This is a genomic window from Microbulbifer celer, assembly GCF_020991125.1.
Lineage (GTDB): Bacteria > Pseudomonadota > Gammaproteobacteria > Pseudomonadales > Cellvibrionaceae > Microbulbifer > Microbulbifer celer.
On the sequence record NZ_CP087715.1, the window covers coordinates 3,330,523 to 3,356,362 of the forward strand.

Annotated in this window: 20 protein-coding genes; 14 read left to right on the top strand and 6 right to left on the bottom strand. The window is 55.2% G+C overall.

Annotation, left to right across the window (positions count from 1 at the left end):
- Window positions 1-24 precede the first annotated feature (24 nt).
- A complete protein-coding gene (locus LPW13_RS13820) occupies window positions 25-924 on the bottom strand; it encodes a hypothetical protein (RefSeq protein ID WP_230436228.1) in 900 nt (299 codons plus the stop codon).
- Between the two features lie 100 nt (window positions 925-1,024).
- Window positions 1,025-1,387 (bottom strand): ion channel, encoded by a 363-nt coding sequence (locus LPW13_RS13825; protein ID WP_230436230.1) that lies wholly within the window; start codon window positions 1,385-1,387, stop codon window positions 1,025-1,027.
- A 957-nt stretch (window positions 1,388-2,344) separates the two neighbouring features.
- Between LPW13_RS13825 and LPW13_RS13830 the strand changes: the two genes are divergently transcribed.
- The 4 genes from LPW13_RS13830 (at window position 2,345) to LPW13_RS13845 (ending at window position 6,114) form a co-directional block, all read left to right on the top strand.
- Window positions 2,345-2,824, top strand: coding sequence for a Spy/CpxP family protein refolding chaperone (locus LPW13_RS13830; RefSeq protein WP_230436232.1), 480 nt, complete (start codon window positions 2,345-2,347; stop codon window positions 2,822-2,824).
- 276 nt (window positions 2,825-3,100) lie between these two features.
- The gene (locus LPW13_RS13835; protein WP_230436234.1) at window positions 3,101-3,832 is read left to right on the top strand and encodes a spermidine synthase family protein; all 732 of its coding nucleotides are present in this window, start codon (window positions 3,101-3,103) and stop codon (window positions 3,830-3,832) included.
- A 175-nt stretch (window positions 3,833-4,007) separates the two neighbouring features.
- Window positions 4,008-5,615 (top strand): ABC-F family ATPase, encoded by a 1,608-nt coding sequence (locus LPW13_RS13840; protein ID WP_230436236.1) that lies wholly within the window; start codon window positions 4,008-4,010, stop codon window positions 5,613-5,615.
- A 292-nt stretch (window positions 5,616-5,907) separates the two neighbouring features.
- Window positions 5,908-6,114: a cold-shock protein gene (locus tag LPW13_RS13845; protein ID WP_230436238.1), complete on the top strand. Its 207-nt coding sequence runs from the start codon at window positions 5,908-5,910 to the stop codon at window positions 6,112-6,114.
- An 82-nt stretch (window positions 6,115-6,196) separates the two neighbouring features.
- Here LPW13_RS13845 and LPW13_RS13850 read toward each other — a convergent pair whose 3' ends face one another.
- A complete protein-coding gene (locus tag LPW13_RS13850; protein ID WP_230436239.1) occupies window positions 6,197-7,969 on the bottom strand; it encodes an ABC transporter transmembrane domain-containing protein in 1,773 nt (590 codons plus the stop codon).
- 198 nt (window positions 7,970-8,167) lie between these two features.
- Window positions 8,168-8,584 carry a VOC family protein gene (locus LPW13_RS13855; RefSeq protein ID WP_230436241.1) on the bottom strand — a complete coding sequence of 139 codons (417 nt, stop codon included), beginning with the start codon at window positions 8,582-8,584 and terminating at the stop codon, window positions 8,168-8,170.
- Between the two features lie 322 nt (window positions 8,585-8,906).
- On the opposite strand from LPW13_RS13855, the gene LPW13_RS13860 reads away from it, so the two are divergent.
- From LPW13_RS13860 to LPW13_RS13885, 6 genes are all read left to right on the top strand, one after another.
- On the top strand, window positions 8,907-9,704 hold the full coding sequence (locus LPW13_RS13860) for an outer membrane protein OmpK (RefSeq protein WP_230436243.1): 798 nt from the start codon (window positions 8,907-8,909) through the stop codon (window positions 9,702-9,704).
- A gap of 60 nt (window positions 9,705-9,764) precedes the next feature.
- Complete coding sequence (locus LPW13_RS13865) at window positions 9,765-11,114, top strand: NCS2 family permease (protein WP_230436245.1); 1,350 nt, start codon at window positions 9,765-9,767, stop codon at window positions 11,112-11,114.
- A 105-nt stretch (window positions 11,115-11,219) separates the two neighbouring features.
- Window positions 11,220-11,666 carry a DUF3574 domain-containing protein gene (locus LPW13_RS18175; RefSeq protein WP_268932652.1) on the top strand — a complete coding sequence of 149 codons (447 nt, stop codon included), beginning with the start codon at window positions 11,220-11,222 and terminating at the stop codon, window positions 11,664-11,666.
- A 325-nt stretch (window positions 11,667-11,991) separates the two neighbouring features.
- The gene (locus LPW13_RS13875; RefSeq protein WP_230436249.1) at window positions 11,992-13,251 is read left to right on the top strand and encodes a hypothetical protein; all 1,260 of its coding nucleotides are present in this window, start codon (window positions 11,992-11,994) and stop codon (window positions 13,249-13,251) included.
- A gap of 2 nt (window positions 13,252-13,253) precedes the next feature.
- Window positions 13,254-14,303, top strand: a complete 1,050-nt coding sequence (locus LPW13_RS13880) for a hypothetical protein (protein ID WP_230436250.1) — start codon at window positions 13,254-13,256, stop codon at window positions 14,301-14,303.
- Window positions 14,304-14,362: 59 nt separating this feature from the next.
- The gene (locus LPW13_RS13885; protein WP_230436252.1) at window positions 14,363-14,707 is read left to right on the top strand and encodes a hypothetical protein; all 345 of its coding nucleotides are present in this window, start codon (window positions 14,363-14,365) and stop codon (window positions 14,705-14,707) included.
- 19 nt (window positions 14,708-14,726) lie between these two features.
- Here the strand turns inward: LPW13_RS13885 and LPW13_RS13890 are convergent, their stop codons facing one another.
- Entirely contained in the window at window positions 14,727-15,878 is a 1,152-nt protein-coding gene (locus tag LPW13_RS13890; RefSeq protein WP_230436253.1) for an acyltransferase family protein, read from the bottom strand.
- 4 nt (window positions 15,879-15,882) lie between these two features.
- Complete coding sequence (locus LPW13_RS13895) at window positions 15,883-16,824, bottom strand: LysR family transcriptional regulator (RefSeq protein WP_230436255.1); 942 nt, start codon at window positions 16,822-16,824, stop codon at window positions 15,883-15,885.
- A 165-nt stretch (window positions 16,825-16,989) separates the two neighbouring features.
- Here LPW13_RS13895 and LPW13_RS13900 point away from each other — a divergent pair, with 165 nt between their 5' ends.
- From LPW13_RS13900 to pepN (LPW13_RS13915), 4 genes are all read left to right on the top strand, one after another.
- Window positions 16,990-18,339, top strand: coding sequence for an aspartate aminotransferase family protein (locus LPW13_RS13900; RefSeq protein WP_230436257.1), 1,350 nt, complete (start codon window positions 16,990-16,992; stop codon window positions 18,337-18,339).
- A gap of 84 nt (window positions 18,340-18,423) precedes the next feature.
- Window positions 18,424-19,917 (top strand): CoA-acylating methylmalonate-semialdehyde dehydrogenase, encoded by a 1,494-nt coding sequence (locus tag LPW13_RS13905; RefSeq protein WP_230436258.1) that lies wholly within the window; start codon window positions 18,424-18,426, stop codon window positions 19,915-19,917.
- A 339-nt stretch (window positions 19,918-20,256) separates the two neighbouring features.
- Window positions 20,257-22,953: an aminopeptidase N gene (gene pepN / locus LPW13_RS13910; RefSeq protein WP_230436260.1), complete on the top strand. Its 2,697-nt coding sequence runs from the start codon at window positions 20,257-20,259 to the stop codon at window positions 22,951-22,953.
- A gap of 191 nt (window positions 22,954-23,144) precedes the next feature.
- A complete protein-coding gene (gene pepN / locus LPW13_RS13915) occupies window positions 23,145-25,811 on the top strand; it encodes an aminopeptidase N (protein WP_230436262.1) in 2,667 nt (888 codons plus the stop codon).
- Window positions 25,812-25,840: the final 29 nt, after the last annotated feature.

Here is a 25,840-nt window from a genome sequence, read left to right on the forward strand (position 1 = left end):
TGACAGAGTCCCGATCGGCATCTCTTAGGTAGATAAAAGTTTCACTTTCATCAAACTGGCTCGCTCGGGAAGAAGCAGCAGTCCACCGATAAAAAAGCATCCCGCGCCGATGAAAGTTTCCACATTATTGATCGTGGGATTGACCATTGTTCCGCTGGGCAATTTGTATGAAGCGATGGCAGATACGCCAAAGGCCACTGAACCAAGTAGATTGACCGCCACTACCCACCAAGAAATGAGACGCAGCTTTACAGCCCCCCACTTGTGGCAAACCTCCACCCAGGCGAGATAGCTGCTAAGCAAAAAACAGATAGACCCATACAGATCCGGTCTCCACACCAGTGTATTGGATTCACTGACTCCGGCTCCTGCAGTCAATGCGTGGAAAGTACTCACGTTAAAGCAAAGAGTGCCAATCAGTTGGATGACTACAGCCCACCAGTCAATGCGATGAACCTCAACCAGTAACGGCTGCCATTTTCTCTTTGACACCTGGCTGATAAAACCACCACCAGGTGACCAAGCTGTAGCCGCAACCTCCAGGTACTGCAAGAATGCAGCGGAGGTAAAGAAAATCGAACCTATGAAAAATGTAAGGTTGTCTTTGCTCACCCCAACCCACGTGGCGTAGGCGGGTACTGATCCCAGCATGAATGCACTGCTACCAAGCGCAAACAAAATGCCAATCCACCAACTGATGGCGGTTGGAGCCCACCAAGTATTCCGACAGCTCCCCTGCAACCTGTTATAACATTTACGCTGTTCTCGAGAGCGCCAGATGATTCTTACTTTTTCCGGTGACAGGAATACTTTTCGGGTTAAAAATGGACCTACTTTGCTGTGAGAAAGCTCTATCCATTGACCCGGATTCGCGTGATTCAGGTCAGCACTTTCATCTCTTGTGGCACTCCCTTCCTTATTCACGCCAACAAGCCACCTTTCTATTCAAGTATCAGCTATAAGCCAAAACTCAATATAGTATCTTTTCACTGCAAAGCTTTTTCGACAGCCTTTTCGACGCCCTTTAAAAATGCATCCACACCTTCTGCAACACCAGAAAAAGGAAAGCAGTTGAACAGCCGAACATCAATACGCCATTGATTGCAATCAATGGGCCTAGCATGCGCCATGGCGGTGGTTGCACTACGTCGCCGTAGCCCAGGGAAGTGATGGATGTAGTGGTGTAATAGATTGCCTCCCCCAGTGTTTTTATCAAATCTCTGCGCCAGATGAATACTGCCCACGCAAATGCTTCGAGTACATGAGTGACAAACAGGATTACAAAACAGAATGGAATCAGGACTCTGCCTGCATTCAACTGGCCGTATCGATCGATAAGCCAGCCGTGGGCAACATTCAACAGACGGGCGGCTTCCAATAAAACCATGGCATGAAACAGGCGCCAGCATCAACGCGAGAAGAAAGGTCCGGCGCCAGTGATGGCTGTGAAACTTCAGATCCAACAGTACCCCCTGCCGCCCCGCAAACGGCAATCCTCACTCGACCGGGTATTGCAGTGCTGCTGTCCGCAGTATTACAAATCCAGGTAGTCAGGGACCGTCGCTGCACTTGCCGCTGTCGATGTCACAGGTCTTACCTTCGTGGAAGTCACCGTCCGTTTGCTCACATTCCGCGCTATAGGCCGGCGCTGAACAGGTGTCCGGTCCCTCCTGACAGCAACCGAGAGGACCGGAATCACTCGGACCTTTCTGAGCCTCGGATAATGCATCCTCGGACGGGCTTCGCTCTTTCTTCCCTGGGCTGCAACCTGCGACAGCCAGGATCAATAGACAAGCTACCAGAACCCTGGCAACTACCGATGCTGTTTTCATCGAGGTAATCCCTTCACGTGTCGCCCGTAAATCGACTGAGCGGCGTACCCAAATCGGGCGAAGTTGGCTGGATGATCGTGAGCCTGGAAAAGGCTTACAAGCCCAAGAATCGGCGGTATGTAGTGGCACACTGCACACCCGGTAAGGGTAGTTCAACTTTTGCTGAACCCCCAAAGAAGCGCGAAGTTCACCTTGGGTTCCGAAGCCCTGCCGCTAGGCCGGTTTACCTGGGGCCGGTTTTCCTGGAACCTGGTCACGACAGCGATTTAGGGGACGAGCAGTCACTTTTGCTTCTGCCATGACCGTCTGCAAAGAAAAATTACGCGTCTAGTCTTAATTGTATCTGTGGGAAGACATCCTGAATGAATAGTATCAAGACTTTAAATGGCGTATCCGCAGGAGAGTAAAGCGGAATTCCCGGGAGGGGCGACTTTGGCTGAGCTGAATGGCTCGTGCAAAACCTTGAGCCCCAGATTTAAATGAAGGTGTCTGTGTAAAGACTGGAGGTATTTATGAAATTTTGGAAAGCGGCTGCAGGTTGTGTGGCAATTGTGGGTTTGATCGCGGTCCTGCCCGTGCAGGCGGATGGTAGGGTGGTGCCTTACCTCGCCAGCGAACATTCCGGTGGCCACAAAGATCGCTTTGAAGCTTTCTGGGAAAAAGTGGAAGAGAAGCTGGATTTGCGGAAGGAGCAAAAAAGAGAGCTGAAAAGCTATCGTGATGCGACCAAAGAGGAGCGCAAAACGCTCAAGGAAGAATCAAAAAAATTAAAGAAACAAATCAAGTCCGCGCTTGAATCCGGTTCTGACCAAAGCACCTTGGACAAGCTGGGCGCACAATTGGGGCAGCTGCACATCAAGCGGATGGAGCTTTCCCACAAATATCGCAAGAAATTTGCTGAGGTTTTAGACGATAGCCAGAAAGCGAAACTGGAGAAATTCAAGTCCGACCACAGTCGCAAATGGAACGATGATGATTCCGATGACGATTGATTCCGCTGCAGCAACAACCAGGATGGACTGAAGATCACTGCTCCGGGCCGGCTCTCATGCCGGCCCGGCAGCAGTGTAGGTTCAATAGGGCTGGTGCCGCTTGTGAAATTTCGCACCTAACACTGGGAACGCAATAGATTCAGCATTTACCATACCTGATGTACTATGTCCCAAGGCACTTATAACAATGAGGCTTGTCGAGCCCGGCGTATCCACTAGAGTGATCCACCAGCAGACTGCCAGCCGCCGATTGTTCGACAACACAAAAACAGGACAATGATGTCTCTACTCTTTGAAGAAATTGATAGTCAAGCGTCTCCCTTAGGCGAGATTTCCCTGCGCCGACGTCGCATTCCGGCACTGGGAGACCGAGATATTTACGAAGTGAAGCTGGGCGAAGAGTTTCTGATGTCGAGTATGTTCGTGGAGGCCGAAGAGGCGCTTTCCACACTCGGCCTGGCGCAGGTACAGGGTGACAGGCTGGAGGTGGTGGTCGGTGGCTTGGGGTTGGGCTATACCGCAGTGGCAGCGCTCAAAGATGAGCGCATCTCGGAGCTACTGGTAGTGGAAGCACTGGAAACGGTGATTGGCTGGCACAAAGGGGAGCTGGTGCCGCTCGGCAAGACGCTCAATGCCGATTCCAGAAACCGCTATGTGCACGGGAGCTTCTTCGATCTGGCGACAGCGCCGGCAACGGGCTTTGACCCGGACCGTGCCGGCAAGCAGTTCGATGCCATCCTGCTGGATATCGACCACTCTCCCACAGAATATCTCAACGCAAGCAATGCCAGCTTCTATACCACCGAAAATCTGGCACTGATGGCACAACAGCTGAAGCCCAATGGCGTGTTTGCCATGTGGTCACAGAACCTGCCGGAAGAACATTTCGAGGCGCTGTTGAAAACGGTCTTCGAGACAGTGGAATCCCATGTAGTTTCTTTCTATAACCCGTTTCAAAGTGAAGAGTCCACGAACTCGGTTTATGTCTGCGTAAAAGGCGAAGAGTGACCCACCGGTTCAGTACACTTGCACACACCACTACCTGTATGATTTTCACCCACCTTCCTCGACACCCCCGACTCTGCGCCGTATAGTGCGCGGCCCGCCACACCGCGCAGTGTGGCGGATCATCGTCGATGACACGCATCATTTCCGCCCACTTCCAGACTCCCGGGATAGCCTCTTGATCACCACCGCCAACATCACCATGCAGTTTGGTGCCCACCCGCTGTTTGAAAACATCTCTGCCAAGTTCGGCAACGGCAACCGGTACGGCCTGATCGGGGCCAATGGCTGTGGCAAATCCACATTCATGAAGATCCTGAGTGGGGCGCTGGCACCCAGTGCGGGCAATGTGTCCGTAGAGCCCGGCTGCACCGTCGGTGTACTGAGCCAGGATCAGTTCGCGTTCGAAGAGTACTCGGTGGTCGATGCCGTGATCATGGGCGATACCCGCCTGTGGGCCATCAAGCAGGAACGCGACCGTATCTACTCGCTGCCGGAAATGAGTGAGGAAGAAGGCATGCGGGTGGCAGAGCTGGAGGTGCAGTTCGCGGAGCTGGACGGCTACAGCGCCGAGAGCCGCGCGGGCGAGATCCTGCTGGAGGCGGGTATCGAGGAATCCCTGCACTTCGGCCCGATGAAGCAGGTAGCGCCGGGCTGGAAGGTACGGGTGCTGCTGGCGCAGGCGCTGTTTGCGGACCCGGATATCCTGCTGCTGGACGAGCCCACCAACAACCTGGATATCCACACCATCCACTGGCTGTCGGAAGTGCTGAACCAGCGCAAGTCCACCATGATCATCATTTCCCACGACCGCCACTTCCTCAATTCCGTGTGCACGCATATGGCGGATATCGACTATGGCGAGCTGCGTATTTTCCCCGGTAATTATGAGGATTTTGTTGCGGCTTCCACCCTGATTCAGGAACAACTGCACGCGGAAAACGCGAAGAAAACCGCGGAGCTGGAAGAACTGCAGTCGTTTGTAAACCGCTTCTCCGCCAACGCCTCCAAGGCCAAGCAGGCGAGCTCCCGGGCGAAGAAGATGGAGAAGATCAAGCTGGACGAGGTGAAACCTTCCAGCCGGGTCAAACCCTATATCACCTTCCAGCAGTGCAAGAAGCTCCACCGTCAGGCACTGACACTGGAAGACCTCTCCCACGGCTTTGATGGCGAATCGCTGTTTGCCGGTGGCGAGATGATCCTGGAGGCCGGCGCGCGTCTGGCGGTAATCGGCGAGAACGGGGTGGGTAAAACCACCTTCCTGCGCTGCCTGGTAGACGAGCTGCAGGCCAACAGCGGCGTGGTGAAATGGTCCGAGAACGCGGCCATTGGCTACTGCCCCCAGGACAGCAGCGCCGACTTCGATAACGACCTCACCATCTTCGAGTGGATGTCCCAGTGGCGCACTCCCAAGCACGATGACCTGGCGGTACGGGGCATCCTCGGCCGCCTGCTGTTTACCGCCGACGACGCCAACAAGAAGGCGCGGGTGTGTTCCGGTGGGGAGAAGAACCGCCTGCTGTTCGGCAAGCTGATGATGATGGACACCAATGTACTGGTGATGGACGAACCCACCAACCACCTGGATATGGAGTCTATCGAGGCGCTGAACAAGGCGCTGTCACAGTATGAGGGCACGCTGATCTTTGTTAGTCACGACCGTCAGTTCGTGTCATCACTGGCGACCCGGGTGCTGGAGATCAAGGACAATCAGCTGCACGACTTCCAGGGGACCTATGACGAGTATCTGGCGGACCGGGCGCGGGCGGAGGCTCAGGCGGCCTGATAGCCCGCCTGAACTGCCTCATCTGAACCGTCGGACCCGGCGCAAAGCCCCGGTACAAGCCAGGTTCCGCGCCAGAGGGCCGATTTATCTGCCGATTACTGAACATTATGTAGACAGGGGCCCGACTTATCGATAGAGTGAGCCCCTGCTAGAAAGAAAGCCCACGTTTACAATCTACACGTCGCTGTTTTACTCGTAACACCTCGTCCTGCAGTTGAAAGTCACGGCTTGTTTTCAAGGCAAAAAATCGCCTCCCGAAGGCACAAACCCGTATCAATCTCAGGATTACATTATGTCTACAGTAACCGGCACCGTTAAATGGTTTGACGAAGCAAAAGGTTTTGGTTTTATCGAGCAGCAGTCCGGCCCGGACGTTTTCGCACACTTCAGTGCGATTGCCAGCACCGGCTTCCGCACCCTGACCGAAGGCCAAGCCGTTGAGTTCACCGTAACTCAAGGCAAGAAAGGCCCGCAGGCTGAAAACATCGTAGTGGTTTAATCGCCCTACGGATGTGAAAACGGACCCTACGGGGTCCGTTTTTGTTTGTGCTGTATTCCACTCTTATTTCGCTTCTCTCCCCTTACTCCACCAGCGGCTTCTGTCTCTCCGCTTCTCGAAACTGCAGGTCGGCCAACCGCTTGTACAGCGGCGACGCCTGGACCAGCTCGGCGTGATTCCCCTGCGCAACCAACTGCCCCCGCTCCAATACCGCAATACTGTCTGCATGCAGAATTGTCGCCAGCCGATGTGCGATGATGATGGTGGTGCGCCCCTGCATGAGCGTCTGCAGTGCCTGTTGCACGTGATATTCACTCTCCGCATCCAGTGCGCTGGTGGCTTCGTCCAGCAACAGGATTGTTGGATCTTTGAGTATCGCGCGGGCAATGGCTATGCGTTGTTTCTGACCACCGGACAGGCGGGTGCCCTGCTCCCCCAGATGGCTGTCATAGCCCTCCGGGAGCTGAGAAATAAACTCATGCGCATGAGCCGCCCTGGCCGCCGCGATTACCTCCGCGTCACTCGCATCCGGCTTGCCGTAGCGGATGTTGTACCAGACATCGGCGGTGAACAGCGCGGGCTGCTGCGGGACCACGGCCATCTGCCGGCGCAACGTGCCCGTGTCTATCTCGCGGAGATCCTTTCCATCCAGGGTGATCTGTCCGCTCTGCGGATCGTAAAAACGTTGTAGCAGTTCGAGCAGCGTGGATTTGCCTGCGCCGGAGGGGCCTACCAGTGCCAGGCTTTGCCCTGCAGGCACATCCAGGTTCAGATGGTGTATGGCTGGCCGGTCCGGACGTGCAGGATAACTGAAGCCGACTTCCCGAAAGGCGACCTCCCCCTTGCCGGGCGCCGCAGATCGTTCAGCGTCCGCCCCGGTGCTGACGGGAATCTGCGCCTCTACGTGCAACAGATCCATCAGCCGTTCCGTGGCACCGGTGGCTCTTTGCAGCTCGCTGTACACTTCGGAGAGGGTGGCTACCGCAGAGCCCATCAACATGGCGTAGAACACGAATGCGGCGAGATCACCGGCAGTCATTCGCCCGGCAATCATATCGTTGCCTCCTACCCACAGCAGGCCACTGACGGCGGCCAACATCAACAGTATCACCACGGCGATCAGCAGCGAACGCTGGCGAATGCGCCGTTTGGCGACATTGAACGCGGTTTCCACTTCGCGGCCAAAGGCCTGCATCTCGGCGTTCTCTTGCGTGTAACTCTGCACCGTTTTGATGTGCTGGATAACCTCGCCCGCATAGCTGCCCACATCGGCAATGGAGTCCTGGCTGGCCTTGGACAGTTTGCGTACCCGACGGCCGTACAGAACAATCGGCAGCAGTACCAGCGGCACGCCCAGCAGCACCATCAGGCTCAGTTTGAGATTGGTAAACAGCAACAGGATCAACGCGCCGATAAACATCAGCGCGCTGCGCAAAGCCATAGAGAAGGAAGTACCAATGATATGTTGCAGCAGCGTGGTGTCGGTGGTGAGGCGCGACATGATCTCGCCGCTGCGGTTGGTTTCGAAGTAGCTCGGGTGCAGGGTGACGATATGATCGAATACCGCCTTGCGCAGGTCCGCCACTACCCGCTCGCCCAGCCAGGACACCAGGTAATGCCGCGCGTAGGTGCCTATCGCCATCAACAGGGCAAGGCCGATGATCATGAACACGGCATTACCCAATGCCTCGCTGGAGCTGGCCACCAGCCCCCGGTCCACCAGTAGTTTCACGCCCTGACCGATGGATAACGTAATCCCGGCGGTAAACACCAGCGCCACGCCGGCGGCGAACATGGTTTTCTGGTATGGACGGATAAACTGCCACAGCGCCAGCATCATCTGGCGAAAGCTCATGTTCGATGCACTGGGTGTGGTGCTGGGTATGGTTGTGTCGGGTTCGACGGTATGGGACATAGTGCGCTACTGGGGCCGGGGGTGGGGGAACAATAAACGTCACCAGCCTATCACAACGACAGGGCCGGCCTCTTTGACAATTCCCCCGCTGATACCCGAATGATTTTGCCCGAATTCTTTTAACCCCAGACCGCCAGATTAACGAAACATCAGCTCCGGATTCACCATGGTCTTCATCTCCAGCACATTGCCATTCGGATCCTTGATAAAGAAGGTTTCCTGCTCGTACTCGTCGCCTTCAAAGCGGCGGTAGGGTTTATCGAGATACTCAAGCCCCGCCGCTTCTATACGCGCCTTCAATGCCTGAAACTCTTTTTCCGGAAGGTGCGCACCGAAGTGTGGAACCGCTACCGCGCCCATATCCACTTTATGGCGCACACTGGGCAACTGCTCTTCACTCTGGTGCAGGGTCAGCTCGTTGCCCCAGAAGTCGATATCCACCCAGCGACCGGCCTCGCTGTTACCGGTTTTACAGCCCAGAACGTCGCAATAAAACTGCCTGGCAGTTTCCAGATCACCGGCGGGGATCGCCAGATGCATGCAGTTGGATTTCATGGCCTCTCTCCAGGAGTTTGGGAGCCGGCGCTACGGCGTCCCGACAGATTGCCCACTGCGTGAAGTACTGGGAGTTTAGTAGAACGAACTTGTGGTGGGCTGTATTGCGCGCAGATCTCCGCAACTGGCAGGAGCTCAACCGAAATCCACGCAATGCACGACAGCAGACAGCATCCGCCGCTTAGTCGGAGACTCAGATACGCTCCCGCCCCCTGTTCAGCCGGTAAAAATTGGCAATCGGCTTCAAATTCCGGTAAATTTCGCGGCTATTTTTTGACCAGCGCCGTATCCGCGCCCTTTCCGTGCTGACTCAGAGGTACCGATGAAGCTCACCCGCACCCTCTTGTCGATGGCCTCTGGCCTCGTGTCCCTGTCCGCTGCTTTTGTCACCCACGCCGAGGTGTTCTGGCAGGACAACAGCCTGACCCTGTTACACGGGCGCGACTACAAGGTCAACTACAGCCTGAGTACGGATGACACCACCCGCAGTGTAGTGACCTTTGAGCACGCCAGCGGCCACAGCTGGGGCGATCTGTTTCTGTTCTCTGACTACCTCTCTTCCAGCGATGACTCCAGCGAGCTGTATACCGAGATCGCTCCCCGTGTGAGTCTTGGAAAGCTGAGCGGCAACGAGCTGTCACTCGGCCCGGTGAAAGATGTCCTGCTGGCAGGACAAGTGGAACTCGGCAATATGGATGATCCGGACCATCTCACCGCGACGGGGCCGCACTTCACCAACAAGCTCGCCGGTGTGGGCTTCGACCTGGCGGTACCGGGCTTCAATTATTTCCAGGCCAATGTTTACCACCGCAATAACGACGATGCTGCAGACAACGAGCAACTGACCCTCGCGTGGGCACTGCCGTTTTCACTCGGCAGCGCAGACTTTCTTTACGACGGCTTTATGGACTGGGCCAGCGCCTCGCGGGACGCGCACCCCAGCTTCAACGTTACCTCCCAGTTGAAGTGGGATCTTGGCAGCTACTGGGGGCAGCCCAAGAGCCTGTACGCGGGGATCGAGTACGTGCACTGGGACGACAAGTTCGGGATTGAGGACGGCACCTTCGGTGTGGATTCCAATGAACGCAATGTGAACCTGCTGGTGAAGTACCACTTCTGATTCCAGCCGGTGCTTTTTCGATTTTCAAACGTGACATCAGAATCCAGACCAGGCAGTACCATGACCGACCAAGCGACCTCTCCCACATCGACAACACCTAACAGCCCCACTCGGCGCGGACTGCTGGAGCGCCTGTTTCAGCTGTCCGAACGCCAGACAAGCGTCCGCCAGGAAGTGATTGCGGGCCTGACCACCTTTCTGACCATGGCCTATATCATTTTCGTGAACCCGAATGTGATGGCGGCAGCCGGCATGGATCAGGGCGCAGTATTTACCGCCACCTGCCTCGCTGCGGCGGTGGGCTGCCTGATCATGGGCCTGTATGCCAATTACCCCTTCGCGCTGGCCCCGGGTATGGGCCTGAATGCGTTCTTCAGCTACGTGGTCGTGGGTGAGATGGGCTACAGCTGGCAGGTGGCACTGGGGGCGGTGTTTATCTCCGGTGTGGTGTTCCTGCTGCTGAGTATTTTCCGCGTGCGTCAGTGGGTCATCGACAGCATCCCCATGTCCCTGCGCCAGGCACTGGCAGCAGGTGTGGGACTCTTTCTCGCGATCATTGCGCTGAAGAGCGCCGGCATTGTTACCGCCAGTCCGGCCACCCTGGTGACTCTGGGGGATGTGACCTCCAGCGATGCGGTGCTTGCCGCCCTGAGCTTTGTATTGATCGCCGCACTCGCCTACCGGCGGGTACTGGGGGCAGTGATGATCGGGATTCTCGCAGTCACGGCCATTGCACTGGTGATGGGCAAGGTACAGTTTGGCGGTGTGGTCTCCGCGCCGCCGAGCATGGCGCCCACCTTCCTGCAGCTGGATATTGCCGGCGCGTTTAACGTCGGCATGATCAGCGTGATCTTCGCGTTTCTGTTCGTCGACCTGTTCGATACCGCCGGCACCCTGTTGAGTACTGCCGACCGCGCCAGACTGTTGGACCAAGACGGTAAACTGCCCGGTATGGGCAAGGCGCTGATGGCAGACAGTTCCGCCTCCACCGTGGGCTCCCTGATCGGCTCTTCCACTACCACCACTTATGTCGAAAGTACGGCAGGCGTCGCCGCTGGAGGTCGCACCGGTCTCACTGCGGTGGTGTGTGCGGGGCTGTTCCTGCTGGCACTGTTCTTCTCACCTCTGGTAGGCATGGTGCCCGCCTGCGCCACCGCCGGCGCACTGATGTACGTGGCGGTACTGATGACCTCCGGGCTCTCTTCCATCGATTGGGACGACATTACCGAGGCGGCGCCGGCAGTGATTGCCGCGGTGATGATGCCGCTGTCGTTCTCCATCGCCAACGGCATCGCGCTGGGCTTTATCGCCTACGCCCTGATCAAGACCCTGAGCGGTCGCTACAAAGATGTGAGCATCAGTGTGTACGCACTGGCGGCCCTGTTCGTGGCCAAATTCATCTTCTTCTGACATCTCACATTCGCGGCGCCCTCCCTCTGTTAGCTGTCTTTCTATACTCTGTCCTATCACCGCTACCGCGGTTCACAAGAACACGATGGAAAGACCGGAGGGCGCTTGCGCTACTGTATATCCTACGGAATCCTGACCGCCTGCCTGTGGCTTTCTGCCTGCGCCAACCCCGTCAACCTCGCCACTCCCCCACCGTCGGAGCCCCCCGCGATTGCCTGCCGCGCAGGTGAATCACTACAGGTTTACAATCGACTGTATTTCGGAACACGGAGACCCGGAGGCGCGGTGAGCAACGCAGAGTGGGAAGACTTCCTGCGGGAAGTGATTACACCGCGTTTTCCCGAGGGTTTGACGGTACTCACGGGTAGGGGACAGTGGCAAACAACGACAGGTCATATTGTGCGGGAGCGTAGCTATGTACTCACTGTGGTATATCCGGAGCGCGCCGAGAAAGAAACCGCCGTTGCGGAAGTCATTCAAGCCTACAAAAATCAATTCAATCAGGAATCCGTACTGCGGATACGAAGCCAGGCCTGTGTCTCATTTGACTGACTTCTGCCATTCCGGCGCTGCCTCACTCAATACCCTTCTAACCCAAATAACTTCCCTGGCCCAAATACCGGCCCGACTTATCGCATGTAGAATATTCGTGCCAGAGTCGATTAAATCATTCACCGCAACCAGTTGATCAAACTCACACCGCCAAAGTGCACGATCGTACCAACTTCCTCTTCCTCCGTTACGAAACCCAGAGAATCGTTAATTTTGTAATCTGATGAAATGTACTCAACTGAAAAATTTCGGTAGAGTTTTTGATTCTTCAGAGCTCGCAAACCCGAGTCTCTGCCCCTTAAGGAATATTGAAAAGGAAGTTTCGATGAGCCAGCTACCTGCCTCTGCCAGCTACACCGGTGTTAAGCCATATCGTCCTGCTGGTGCTGGGCGCACATTGTTTGCAAATTCTCAGAATCAACAGATGCTAGATGGATTCTGGGCTTTAGCCGAAGAAGACAGTAGTCAAGGCTACCATGCCAAAGCAGTAAAGAAGGCAGTAAATGAGCTGAGAGGTTGTACCGCGCCTGTCAACTCTTACATGAAGGACGGAAACCCTAATCGCCGCTGTGTCGCATTCTCCGGGTTTGAGATCGAATATGAGCTTGGCAACTACTATAGTGGTCCACAGACGGATGTCACAATTGTTGATATTCGCTGTACCAAGCAGGACGCTCGAGCAGAAAGAAAACCGGCTCTCTGGGATATTGGCTTCAATGAAAACAGCCAGGAATGGAAGAGCGCTATACATCCAACTCCAGTGATTAAATCAACAAAATCTGTTTCTGGAACGTCCAAGGATCCAATTAAAGTTGGAATCAACGGCTACGCTGCAGACCTAGCACATGCGGCCAGGATGCTGCCCATACATATTTTAAAAGGAAACAAAAAACTTATAACTGACTTTAAGAATAAAGGTTACTATTTACTTTATACGCCACAATCTAAATCAATTTCAAAAGCCGGGTGGTCCTTTCTTCGGGACCTGGGAAAAGTCAGCGAATCTGACATGCAGTCAGCCCGTATTCTTTCTCACCAGATTATTCAGGCACACAAAAAGCAGCTCCATGTCGAATGGACGAGTCATCGAGGTGGATCCAAAGTGCTTACAGAAGCCATGAGGCTCGTTAAGAACTCGAGTGTCAACCTTGAACAGAGACAAAGAATATTTTTAAGTGATCATACATCCAGCCAATATGATGCTGACATTTTGCGCAGGGCAATAGGCATGGATACAAGTGATGAAAAATGGCACAACGCTACCCCGGGAATAGCACAGCTGATCGGAGGGAAGGATATAGGAACTGCAGATGTTGCATGCTCAATAAACGAGCTCTTAAATCACACTCCTGCCGATGAGCGCATGGATAAACTTATTGACGCCGCCGAGAAGGGGTTCAAAACCGGAAAAAGCGCATATACTTTTGGCGTTACAATAGCTGGCTTAGCAACTAAATTTGGCATAACTCGAGGAGTTGCTGCCACAGTAATCCACGTCATCGCTTCAAGCATACCAAAATATAACGAAGATTATCATAGCGGTAACTTATCCCCATACAAAGCAATGCTGAAAAGAGGGAAGTAACGATGCTCATTGGAACAGAAAAAAAACCCAAAGGCCCAGATTTTTCAGCAGCCCGAAAAATAGAAAAAAATATTTCTGGAGCCAAGCTTAGCTTTTTGTCTCCCCCACACAATGACGCCTTCTCTAACCTAAATAGCTGGGAGGAGGAGGCAGACAGCTTAGATACAAATGACGTTAACCAGTTTAAGCCAAAAAAACTTCCTGACGATAGCAGTTCAAGAGAGGTTAGTTGGTCAAGGGTTTACTCATCCACCTGGGAATACAGAGGTCTCCCAATTATCCAAGGCTATTGCGGTCATATGAATCTACTTGTGGATGTAAACAAGTTTCATAGCTTACCGGTAAATGAAAACCTTTTGGATAGCCAGGTATTAGCTGAGCAGATCTACCAGCACTATAGGGCTTCTATTCTTGACGACATGCATGAAGGGTTTTCAGATGACCCGAAGGACGTAACCACCTATCACTGGCCAAGTAGCCTCGGCCCGATAAACAATCAATGGGTTAGCAGAGGAGGAAGGGATTGGTTTTATTTTGAAGATCAACCATTAGTGAGCAATACCGAAATAGTTGAGTGGCATACTGCACTAGACCCAAAGCACAGCCTAGTTTTTCGATTTGTCATTACCAGATCAGCCCCTAATGCCGGAAACCCTTTCCAAATAAATAAAAGAATAAGTCTGGAGAGCTTTACCGCATTGATGCACAAAATAATGGATACCGTTAACCTAGAAACTGCTCCCACTTTGGAGGAGCCAGCTTCTGGTCAAGGAAATCCTAATAACAGCACCAAACCTGTATTTACACCTTCAAAGGAAGAGGTTGAAGAGGCTAAATACGTAATGTGGATGTGGAGCGCAAGGGGTTATACAAACCCAGACCGGAATAAAGAAAGTAGCCACCGTGCAAACAGAGAAGAAGTCTCTACTTTTATCGACGAGAAGATAAAACCACGTCCTCTAACTGATAGCTACCCTTTAGAAGAAACACAACACCTTTCCGGCCCAAGCATCCACCCAGAAACCAAGTTCCAAAAGGCCTGTATTAAGTAGCCATCATCATGCCCCCGTGTTCATGGCATAAACTCAAGCTAAAACACCTGGATAAATCGGTGGGATTCCGTGCAGGCTCCGAAAACCTCCGCTCTCAACTCCACTCCGCCTTTATACAACTCGCCGCCAAGGGTGGAGATGTAAAAGCCACACTGATGGTCCACCACCAGCTTCACGGCTGGCTGAAGGTTTGCGATTCCGATCAGCGCTATCCGATCATTACCAATCCACTACAACTGGATTTTTCCAACTTGTGGCAATCCGTCATCTACACTCTGGCAGAAGCCGATAGCTGGCCCAGTGATGAAGAGAAACTTCGCCGGAAGCTGGAACGGCAGATGCGCCGTCGTGCTGAGACCGCCGCAGCGAGGCGCAGCCGTTTCCATATTGTAAAAACCACCTGACAGAATCGTCAGGGTAATTTCATGTTACCGCCATGCCTTCTGTCATCACTTTGCGCCGGGATAACCGACGCCCGACAGCTATCGCAGGCCTCTCTATAAGATAAAACGTACAGGTTGCGATAAGGAGAGTGATCGCAAACCCGGCTGACATGTACACCCACAGGGCCCAATTCTCAGTGAACCCGGCCCATGATTGCTTATTCGTCCAGTGTACAATCCTCATTGCAACAGGATGGAAAAGGTAGATCGAGTAGCTAATCAACCCGAACCAGGCCAGTATTCCTGGCACCCGCCATGGGATGAAAATCGCCAGCAGAAAAATTGCCAGTGCAATCAAGTATGCTGCACCAAAGCGCACTGGCTGATCTACCACGCTAAAGCCCAGAAAGTGCAACATCAGTACCAGTGCAGGTATACCGAAAGCTGCGGCCGGTGCGGTTAAGAAAAACAGTTTTCTACTGAGGGGATGTTCTTCCCAGAACACTGCTCTCAGCAACGTTCCACAAAACATAATCGAGAGAAAATAAGGAATATAGCGTAGTTCCGCTGAAATACTTTCCTCTCCTGCAATACTGCGCAACAACAGCTCCTGCCCCACAAACACAAACAGGCAGCCCCCTGCAAAAAATGTCAGGAACACCATATTTTTCATCTTGCCGCTAAAAAACAAGCAGGCGCAGAGGATGTAGAAAATCAGCTCTACTTGTAGGGTCCAGTACAACCCTTGAATATGCTCCTGCCCCAACAGCTTTTGCATCATTGATAAATTTGTAATGACAGCTATGGGTTCCCAATGCCGGTTTGCCAATATACTGCCCGCCATAAGCGCGACCAGTATCGAAACCCAGTAAACGGGGTAGAGCCTGAATAAGCGGCGGATAGCAAACTTCTTTAATGCCCCGGGACCAGAGGAGAAACTGTGGGGAATAATAAAGCCGGATATGAGGAAGAAGCAGACTACGCCAATGCGGCCAAAATCTACGCTCCAGGCAAGGTCTGCCAACCAGCTACCACGTTCCGCGACGCCGGGAATTTTCACAAATGATTCCGAGGTATGCTGCCAAACAACCAAAAGTGCGGCGATTCCCCGCAATGCATCCAGACGATCCAATCTTGCCACGACTGCTCCCATTACTGATTTGGCGGCGGCGCCACCCTGAACAGGGTGCAATATATCATTTCCAGCCACTGCCCGCGTAATGCTCGGCCTTCAAACACTCCCACAGAGTACTCACAATCCTCGATGGCTTCGGCGATAACCGCTGAATCGCCACAAAATCACACTCGTATTGATATCGCTGCGGGCAGATCGCGCGGATCTCGCCTTTTTTGATAAACGTTTCCGCATAGTGATCCGGCAAGTAGCCGATATAGCGGCCGGATTGCAGGCAGTGGGCGATGGCCTCCTGGTCATTGACGGTGATCGCGCGCTCGAGTCCGAGGCGGTTGCCCACTTCCATGTTTGGCGAGTGGTAGCCGAGGCCGGCGTATTTGCAGTTTCTGATCGCATCGTCATCGATGGAAATATCTGCAGTGTCGAACAGCGGGTGACGGTAGCCGCAGTAGAGATACATCTGTTCATAGAACAGATGCTGATATTCCAGGCTCGGCGATGCGCGGTGCGCGGGGATTACTCCCAGCTGGAATCGCCCTTCCATCACGCCGCGCTCAATCTCATTGATCGGCTCTATGTGGATATCCAGGGTCACCTCTGGTGCCAGATCGTCAAAACGGCTCAGGGCCTCCCCAATACGGGCATTCGGGTTGGTGACCATTTTGTCAAACAGGGCGAGAGCGATGTGGCCGGTCATACGCCTGTGTACGTCGGCCACCTCTCCGCGGAAAGTATCCAGAGAAGCCAGCAAGCGCAGGGTGGCCTGATAGATCTGCTGGCCTTCGCGAGTGAGCGCAAAGCCGCCGCGGCCGCGCTGACACAGGGTGACCCCCAGGCGCACCTCCAGGTCCTTGATATGGCGACTGATGGTCGATCGGCCAACGTTCAGCTCCAGCTCCGCCGCGGAGAAGCCACCGGCCTCCGCCACGGCACGGAATACCCGCAGCAGGCGCAAGTCGATATCGCTGAGCTGCCCCAGGAGGGCGGTTTGGGTGCGCGCCATGGCTGACTCCAACAGTTTGTTTCATATATATGAAACCAAACATCGATTAATTGCAATTTATGAAACTTAAAAGCTCTTCTACATTTGGCACAACTACTTTTGACACAACTACCCAGTCATCAGGACTGGTCACTTAAACGGTCATTTGCGCCGGAAATAACAAAAATGGAGAGCAGAGTGAGCGACAAGTTTGCCGGGCTGAGCCAGTCTCAACTGGATGCCCACTGGATGGCGTACACAGGCAATCGACAGTTCAAGCAGGATCCGCGGATCATTACCGGGGCAGAGGGCTGCTATTACACCAGTGCCGACGGCCGCCGTATCTTTGATGGCCTTTCCGGCCTGTGGACCTGCGGCGCAGGCCACAACCGCCCAGAGATTGCCGACGCGGTCAGTGAGCAGTTACGTACCCTGGACTACGCACCGGCGTTCCAGTTCGGTCACCCCAAGGCCTTCCAGTTGGCGGAGCGCATCACCCAGTTCATGCCCGATGGCCTGAACCGCGTGTTCTTTACCGGCTCCGGCTCCGAGTCTGCTGAAACCTCCCTCAAGATCGCGCGCGCTTACTGGCGCAAGAAGGGTATGCCCGGCAAGACCAAGCTGATCGGCCGCGCCAAGGGCTACCACGGGGTGAACTTTGGGGGTATCAGTGTCGGCGGTATCGGTGCCAACCGCGCGCTCTATGGCACCGCGGTGGATGCCGATCACCTGCCCCATACGGTGTTGCCGCAGAACAGGTTCTGCAAAGGCATGCCGGAAGAAGGCGCGCACCTGGCGGACGACCTGCTGGAGATGATCGCGCTACACGATGCCTCCAATATCGCCGCAGTGATTGTGGAGCCCATGGCCGGCTCCGCCGGGGTGCTGCCGCCGCCCAAGGGGTATCTGCAGCGTCTGCGGGAGATCTGTGACCAGCACAACATTCTGCTGATCTTCGACGAGGTGATCACCGCATTCGGTCGTATGGGTGCCGCCACCGGTGCCGAGGCCTTCGGTGTGACACCGGACATCATCAACACCGCCAAGCAGCTCACCAATGGCGCCGTGCCCATGGGCGCGGTGATCGCGAAACGGGAAATCTACGATACCTTTATGACCCAGGGCGGCCCCGAGTATCTGCTGGAGCTTCCCCACGGCTATACCTACTCCGCCCATCCGGTGTCCTGTGCCGCGGCACTGGCATCGCTGGATATTCTGGAGCAGGAAAACCTGTTCGAGCGCGCCGCAAACCTGTCGAACGTACTTGAAGAGAGTGTGCATCAGCTGAAGGACACCCCGCTGGTGTCCGATATCCGTAACTGTGGTGTGGCCGCCGGCCTCACTATCGAGGCGGCAAGCGGCGAGCCCCTGCTGCGGCCATTCCAGATCGCGATGAAGATGTGGGAGAAAGGTTTCTACGTGCGCTATGGCGGTGACACCATCCAGTTGGGCTTGCCGTTTGTGGCCGAGCCGGAGGAAGTGGATACCCTGGTTAGCGCGCTGGGCGACTCAATCAGAGAAGTCGCTGCAGGTTAACTTCCCTACTCGTCATGCCCGCCTCGATCGGGGCCGGGATGGCGATATAAAAATCATGAATTACAGACTTGGAGAGGAAACAACATGAGCACTGTGGGCCATTTTATCAACGGCGAGATTGTAGACGCCGCCGAGCGCACCCAGGACGTTTTCAACCCGGCCGAGGGCGCGGCATCCAAACAGGTGGCGATCGCCGCAAAAGAAACGGTGGAAGAAGCCATCGCCGCCGCGGATAAGGCCTATAGAACCTGGCGCAATACCCAGCCCGCCAAGCGCGCGCGTATCATGTTCAAGTTCAAGCACCTGCTGGAAGAAAACGCAGACAAGATCTGCGCACTGATTGGTGAAGAGCACGGAAAAATCTCCCACGATGCCATGGGCGAGCTGACCCGCGGGATCGAGAACGTGGAATTTGCCTGCGGTGCGCCGCAGATGCTGAAGGGTGAGCACAGCCGCAATGTGGGGCCGGATATTGATTCCTGGAGCGAGATGCAGCCACTGGGCGTGGTTGCGGGCATTACCCCATTCAACTTCCCGGCTATGGTGCCGCTGTGGATGTTTCCGCTGGCCATCGTGTGCGGCAACACCTTTGTACTGAAGCCTTCCGAACGCGATCCCTCCTGCTCCCTGTATCTGGCTGAACTGCTGAAAGAAGCGGGGCTGCCGGACGGCGTGTTCAATGTGGTGAACGGAGATAAAGTCGCCGTGGATACCCTGCTAACCGATCCGCGCGTTGAAGCCGTCAGCTTCGTGGGCTCCACCCCGATCGCCGAATATGTCTACGCCACTGCCAGTGCCAACGGCAAACGCTGCCAGGCGCTGGGCGGGGCCAAGAACCACGCGATCATCATGCCCGATGCCGACCTGGACAACGCCGTCGCAGCCCTGACCGGCGCCGCCTTCGGCTCCTCAGGCGAGCGCTGCATGGCACTGTCCGTTGCCGTCTGTGTGGGCGATGAAGCCGCGGATGCATTTATCGACAAAATGTCTGGCGCCATGCAAAGCCTGAAAGTGGGCGCCTACAGCGACAGTAGCAATGACTTCGGCCCGGTAATCACCGAGGCGCACATGAACAAGGTCAACGGCTACATCGCCAGTGCGGCAGACCAGGGCGCCACCATCGTGGTCGACGGCCGCAACCCGAAAGTGGAAGGCTATGAGAACGGTTTCTTCGTCGGCGGCACCCTGATCGATAACGTCAAGCCGGGTATGACCTGCTACGAAGAGGAAATCTTCGGCCCGGTGCTGCTGGTGGTGCGCGCCGAATCCATGGAACAGGCGATGCAGATGATCAACGATCACGAGTATGGCAACGGCACCTGTATCTTTACCCGCGACGGTGAAGCGGCGCGTTACTTCAGCGACAACATCCTCGTGGGCATGGTGGGTATCAACGTACCGCTGCCGGTGCCGGTGGCCTACCACAGCTTCGGCGGCTGGAAGCGCTCCCTGTTCGGCGACCTGGGCGCCTATGGTCCGGACGGTGTGCGCTTCTACACCAAGCGCAAAACCATTACCCAGCGCTGGCCCTCCAGCGGTGTACGGGAAGGGGCTCAGTTCTCTTTCCCCAGCAACTGATCTGGAAACCGTTCAAGCTGCATACCCGGAAGCCAATTTCCGTGTATGCAGCTGATGCCATTTCAATAAGTACTCCCCGCCCGAAAATCCGCCATATAAAAAAACGCCAGAAAAATATTCTTCAGGACAAAAACCTGCAATTTCTCGATAGACAATCAATCTCTCTACCCCGAGATAAAGCGCATGTCCTGCGGGATAAGCCGCCCGCCTCAGATGGCAGCGCGTGATATAAGAGCAATCATTCCGCGCCCTGCGCGCAGGGATTGATCAAGACTTTTCAGTCAATGTCAGCCAAAGACGTTCGATCAAAACCTCTAATCTAAGAAAAATGGGGACCCCATGACCAAGACAGGAAAATTTGCCGTCGGCGCGCTGTGCGCCGGCATACTCGCCGCCTGCAGCCTGGAGCCCAATCAGCTTCAGGCTACCGCTGGCACTTCCACCGCACATGTACTGATCAAACCTGCTACTGCCCGCGAGAACGCGCCGGGCCAGTCCGAACAGTACGCAAAACTGCGCAAGCAACAGGTTGCCCAGGTGGACTACAAGCTGTCGGTCAACATTGACGGCACTGGTGAGGCGTTCTCCGGTCGCGTAGTCGCAGACACCCAGTTCCGCCGCAACCTGCTGCAGCCGCTGACCATCGATTTTGCCGGTGGTGAGGTTGAGGGCGTTGAGGTTGATGGCAAAGGGGTTCCGTTCGAATACAACGGTCACTTCATCACCATTTCCAACGAGCACCTGAAGGGTCGCAAGCACGCGATTGCCGTCGACTACCAGCACGCGTATTCCACCAACGGTTCCGGCCTGCACCGCTTCCAGGATCCGGTGGACGGCGAGGTGTACATGTACACTGACTTTGAACCCTACGATGCCAACCGCCTGTTCCCGCACTTTGACCAGCCGAACCTGAAAGCGCACTACACTCTGGACGTCACTGCGCCGAAAGACTGGACCGTGATTACCTCCGTGCGCGAAGAAAACGTCGAGCAGAAAGGCGATTTCAATCACTGGGTATTCCCGCAGTCGAAGAAGTTTTCTTCCTACATTTTCTCTCTGCACGCCGGTCCGTTCACCATGTGGGAGGACGATGCCGACGGTATCCCGCTGCGCCTGTTCGCGCGCAAGACCCTGGCGGAATACGTGAAGCCGCAAGACTGGTTCACTTTCACCCAACAGTCTTTCGAGTTCTTCCAGAAGTACTTTGAAGTGGATTACCCGTTCGTTAAATACGATCAGGTCATCGTACCGGACTTCAATGCTGGTGCGATGGAGAACGTCGCTGCGGTCACCTTTAACGAAGCTTACGTTTCCCGCGGTGAAAAAACCCAGGCCCAGCGCATGCGCCTCGCCAACGTGATCGCCCACGAAATGGCCCACATGTGGTTCGGTGATCTGGTCACCATGAACTGGTGGGACGACCTGTGGCTGAACGAAAGCTTTGCCACCTACATGGCAAACCTGTCCCTGGCGGAGAACAGCGAGTTCGACGATGCTTGGGAAAACTTCTACCTGGGCACCAAGCAATGGGCCTACGGTTCTGACCAGCTGCCCACCACCCACGCGATTCAGCTGCCAGTGAAAAATACCGATGAAGCATTCGCCAACTTTGATGGCATCACCTACGGCAAGGGTGGCTCCATTCTCAAACAGTTGCCCTACTACCTCGGCAAAGAGGAGTTCCGTAAAGGGGTATCCAATTACCTGAAAGACCTTTCTTACAGGAACTCCACCCTGGATGACTTTATGGGTCACCTGGGTAAGGCCGCGGGTAAAGACCTGGATACATGGCAACAGCAGTGGCTGTACCAGGCCGGCCTGAACACCATCCAGGCGAACTTCCAGTGTGAGGGTGGCAAGATCGCCAGCCTGACCATTGAGCAGAGCGCCCCCGAGGAGTACCCGACCCTGCGCGAACAGCGCACCCAGGTGGGTCTGTACAACATGGACGGTGACAAGATGGTGCTGAGCAAGGCCATCCCGGTGACCTACAGCGGAGCCAGCACCGGCGTTGCTGCCGCCAAAGGGGAGGCCTGTCCGCAGATCGTCTATCCCAACGAGGGCGACTGGGCCTTCGCCAAGGTGAATCTTGACCAGGTGTCTGTGGACAATATGTCCAAGCATATCAACGATATCGAAAGCCCGTTCACCCGTCTGATGATGTGGCAAAGCCTCAACGACAGCGTGACCGACGCCAAAATGCCCCTGGATTCGTATGTGCGCTTTGTACTGGCCAATGCCGGCGCGGAACGGGACATTAACGTAATCCGCATGATTTCCCGGCACCTGGGCAGCGCTAACGGGTACATGAATCAAATTGAGATGGATCAGGATGTACGCAAAGAACTGCAACTGGCGATTGAAGCGTTTGCCTGGAAACAGCTGAACAGTGCACCCGCTGGTAGCGATGCACAGAAAGTCTGGTTCGGAACCTTCACCGATGTCGCCCATTCCGATAAGGCGCTGGCAAATGCCAGCAAGCTGCTGAAGGGCGAGCTCACCATTGCAGGGCTGGAACTGGACCCAGACAAGCGCTGGGGACTGATCGCACTGCAGAATGAAAATCTCTACGGTGACTTCGACAAGGCGATCAAAGACGAGCTGGCCAAAGACAGCTCTGACCGCTCCCAGCTGAATGCCATCGCCGCGGAAGCCCTGCGCCCGCAGCAGGAGATCAAGGCCAAGTGGCTGGAGAACATCCTGAGCAAACGCGATCAGTTCAAACTGGCCCAACTCAAGTATGCAGCCGGCGCCCTGTTCCCCAGCGAGCAGCAGGACCTCTACGAAGAGAACGTCGATCGCATTATTGCCGCGCTGGATGAGGTTAACAGCAGTGATTCACCGGAGCTGGTTGACACCTATGCAACCCTGTTCCCGTTCAACTGCAGCGTGCAGGGTGTAGCACAGATCAGCAGTATTCTCGACAGCGGCAAGCAACTGAATCCGCTGCTGGAGAAAGCGCTGAAAAACCGTCGTTTCAACAACCAGCGCTGTCTGGACATGGCCGCGGCCATGAAAGGCAACACCGCAGGCTGATCAACGATCAGATCAACGACGCGCCGGTATCGCCGGCACAGGAAAGGCCCTTCGGGGCCTTTTTTGTTGCCGGTTGCCATTTCGCCTTTTTATTCAAGCGGGCACTCGGGCTACACTGGGCCACAAAGACTGGAACACAAAATAACGGCATGCCCGATGTCATACCCGACAACACGGCTTTCGGAGAGCTTATGAAAAATCGATTCACTTTCGCCGGCATCGCCGCGTGCGTACTCGCCGGCACCATAGCGTCAGCGACTGTCGCCGCGCCGGACACTGCAGCCTCAATCACAGATCGGACCAACCGCCCACTACTTACCGCCGAGTATGCGGAGCTGCGCAGACAACAGATTGCGGACGTGGACTACCGGATCGAAGTGGCGCTGGATAACAAATCCGAAAGCTTCAGCGGCCGCGTCGTCGCCGATGTCACCCTCGCCCGCGATCTGGCAAAGCCGCTCACCATCGACTTTGCCGATGGCAAAGTGAAGAAAGTAACTGTGGACGGCAACCCGGTAACGTATGAATACGAAGGCAATTTCATTGCCCTCGCCCCGGACAATCTGGGCAAAGGCAAGCACACCATTACCGTCGAGTACGAACACCCCTATTCCAACGACGGTTCCGGCCTGCATCATTTCAAGGACCCGCAGGACGGCAGCGTTTATCTATACACCCACTTCGAGCCCTACAAAGCCAACCGATTTTTCCCGCACTTTGATCAGCCGGACCTGAAGGCCCGCTACACCGTCACCGTCACTGCACCGGGATCCTGGGAAGTGATCACCGCGACTCGGGAAGAAAAAATCGACGAGCTGGAGAATGGTTTCAAACGCTGGCACTTCCCGCAGTCGAAAAAGTTCTCCTCCTATATTTTCCCGCTACACGCTGGTCCTTACGTGGTGTGGGAAAGTGATGCCGATGGCATTCCGCTGCGTCTGTTCGCCCGCAAGACCATGTCGGAATACGTCAAGCCGGAAGACTGGTTCAAGTTCACCAGCGAGTCATTCGATTTCTTCCAGAAATATTTCGACATTCCCTATGCGTTTGAAAAGTACGACCAGGTGATCGTGCCGGACTTCACCATCGGGGCAATGGAAAACGTGGCGGCGGTCACCTTTAACGAGCGCTACTACGTCAGCCGCGGCAGTAAAACCCAGGCACAGCGCCAGCGTCTCGCCAATGTCATCGCCCACGAAATGGCGCACATGTGGTTTGGCGATCTGGTGACCATGGAATGGTGGAATGGCCTGTGGCTGAAGGAGAGCTTTGCTACCTATATGGCAAGCCTGGCGCTGGCGGAGAACAGCGAATTCGACGATGTATGGCAGAATTTTTACCTGGGTTCCAAGCAGTGGGCGTACGGTTCTGACCAGCTGCCCACCACCCATCCCATCGAGGTACCGGTACCCAATACGGACGAGGCCTTCTCCAACTTTGATGGTATCACCTACGGCAAGGGCGGTTCGGTACTGAACCAGCTGCCCTACTATCTGGGTAAGGAAGCGTTCCGGGAAGGCGTCAGCAATTATCTGAAGGAGTTTTCTTACGGCAACGCCGAACTGAGCGATTTTATGAACGCACTGGGCAAAGCCGCCGGTAAGAATCTGGACCAGTGGACCCAGCGCTGGTTATACAAGGCCGGGCTCAACACCATTTCCGTCCAGTATCAATGCAGCAACAACAAAATCTCTGAGCTGACCATTGAACAGACCGCTCCGAAACAATACCCGACGCTGCGCTCACAAAAAGTCCAGCTGGGTATTTACCGGATGCAGGGCGATAAGGTGGCACGCGTCGCCAAGGTGCCGGTGATATACAGTGGCGCCAGGACCGCAGTAAAAGATGCGGTGGGGATGCCCTGCCCGCAGATACTCAACCCCAATGATGAAGACTGGGCCTATGTTAAAACCCGGCTCGATGGAAAGTCTGTAGCAACGATCAACCAGCATATCAACGATATTGAAAGCCCCTTCACCCGCCTGATGCTGTGGCAAAGCCTGTTTGATTCCGTCACCGACGCACAACTGCCGCTGACCGACTGGATCGATTTTGCGCTGAAGAGCGCCGGCAGCGAGTCCGACATCAATGTAATTCGCCTGATCAGTAAGAACCTGCAAAGCGCACGCAACTATCTCTACCGTCTGGGGCTCCCCACATCTCTGCGCGAGGAACAACTGCAGGCCATCGAGACCTTCGCATGGCAGCAATTGAACAGTGCGCCCGCGGGCAGCGATGCGCAGAAAACCTGGTTCCACGCCTTTACGGAACTGGCATCCAGCGAACAAGCCCTGCAACACGCCTCGGAACTGCTGGACGGTAAACGCATCATCGAAGGGCTGGACATCGACAAGGATCGCAGCTGGCCACTGATTGCGCTGCTCAACCGGCACCTCTATGGCGATTACGAACAGCGCATAGCGGATCAATTGAAGAAGGACAACACCGATCGCGCCCGCAACGCCGCGATTGCCTCCCGCGCCGGACGTCCGACAGAGGCGGCCAAGAAAGAGTGGCTGGAGAATATTCTCGACAAGCGCGATCAGTTCAAACTGAGCCAGATCAAAGCCGCGGCTGGCAATCTGTTCCCGGCGGAGCAGCTCCATCTGTACCGCGAGTTTGCCCCCAGAATGTTTGACGCGGTGCCCAAAGTGAGCGACACCGGCGATACACTGTACAACAAGGCTTACGCCATGTTGTTTCCGATTGCCTGCAGCAAGGCGGATATCGCTGCGTATACCACGGTCCTGAAAAATACCGACCTGATGCCGGCGCTCGGCCGCGTACTGAAGGACCGAAAGCAGCAGAGTATCTGGTGCAGCAGGATGAAAATCCGCCAGCGTCAGGCCCACCCCTGAGGGCTAAACACTGCCGGAGTCATTACCGC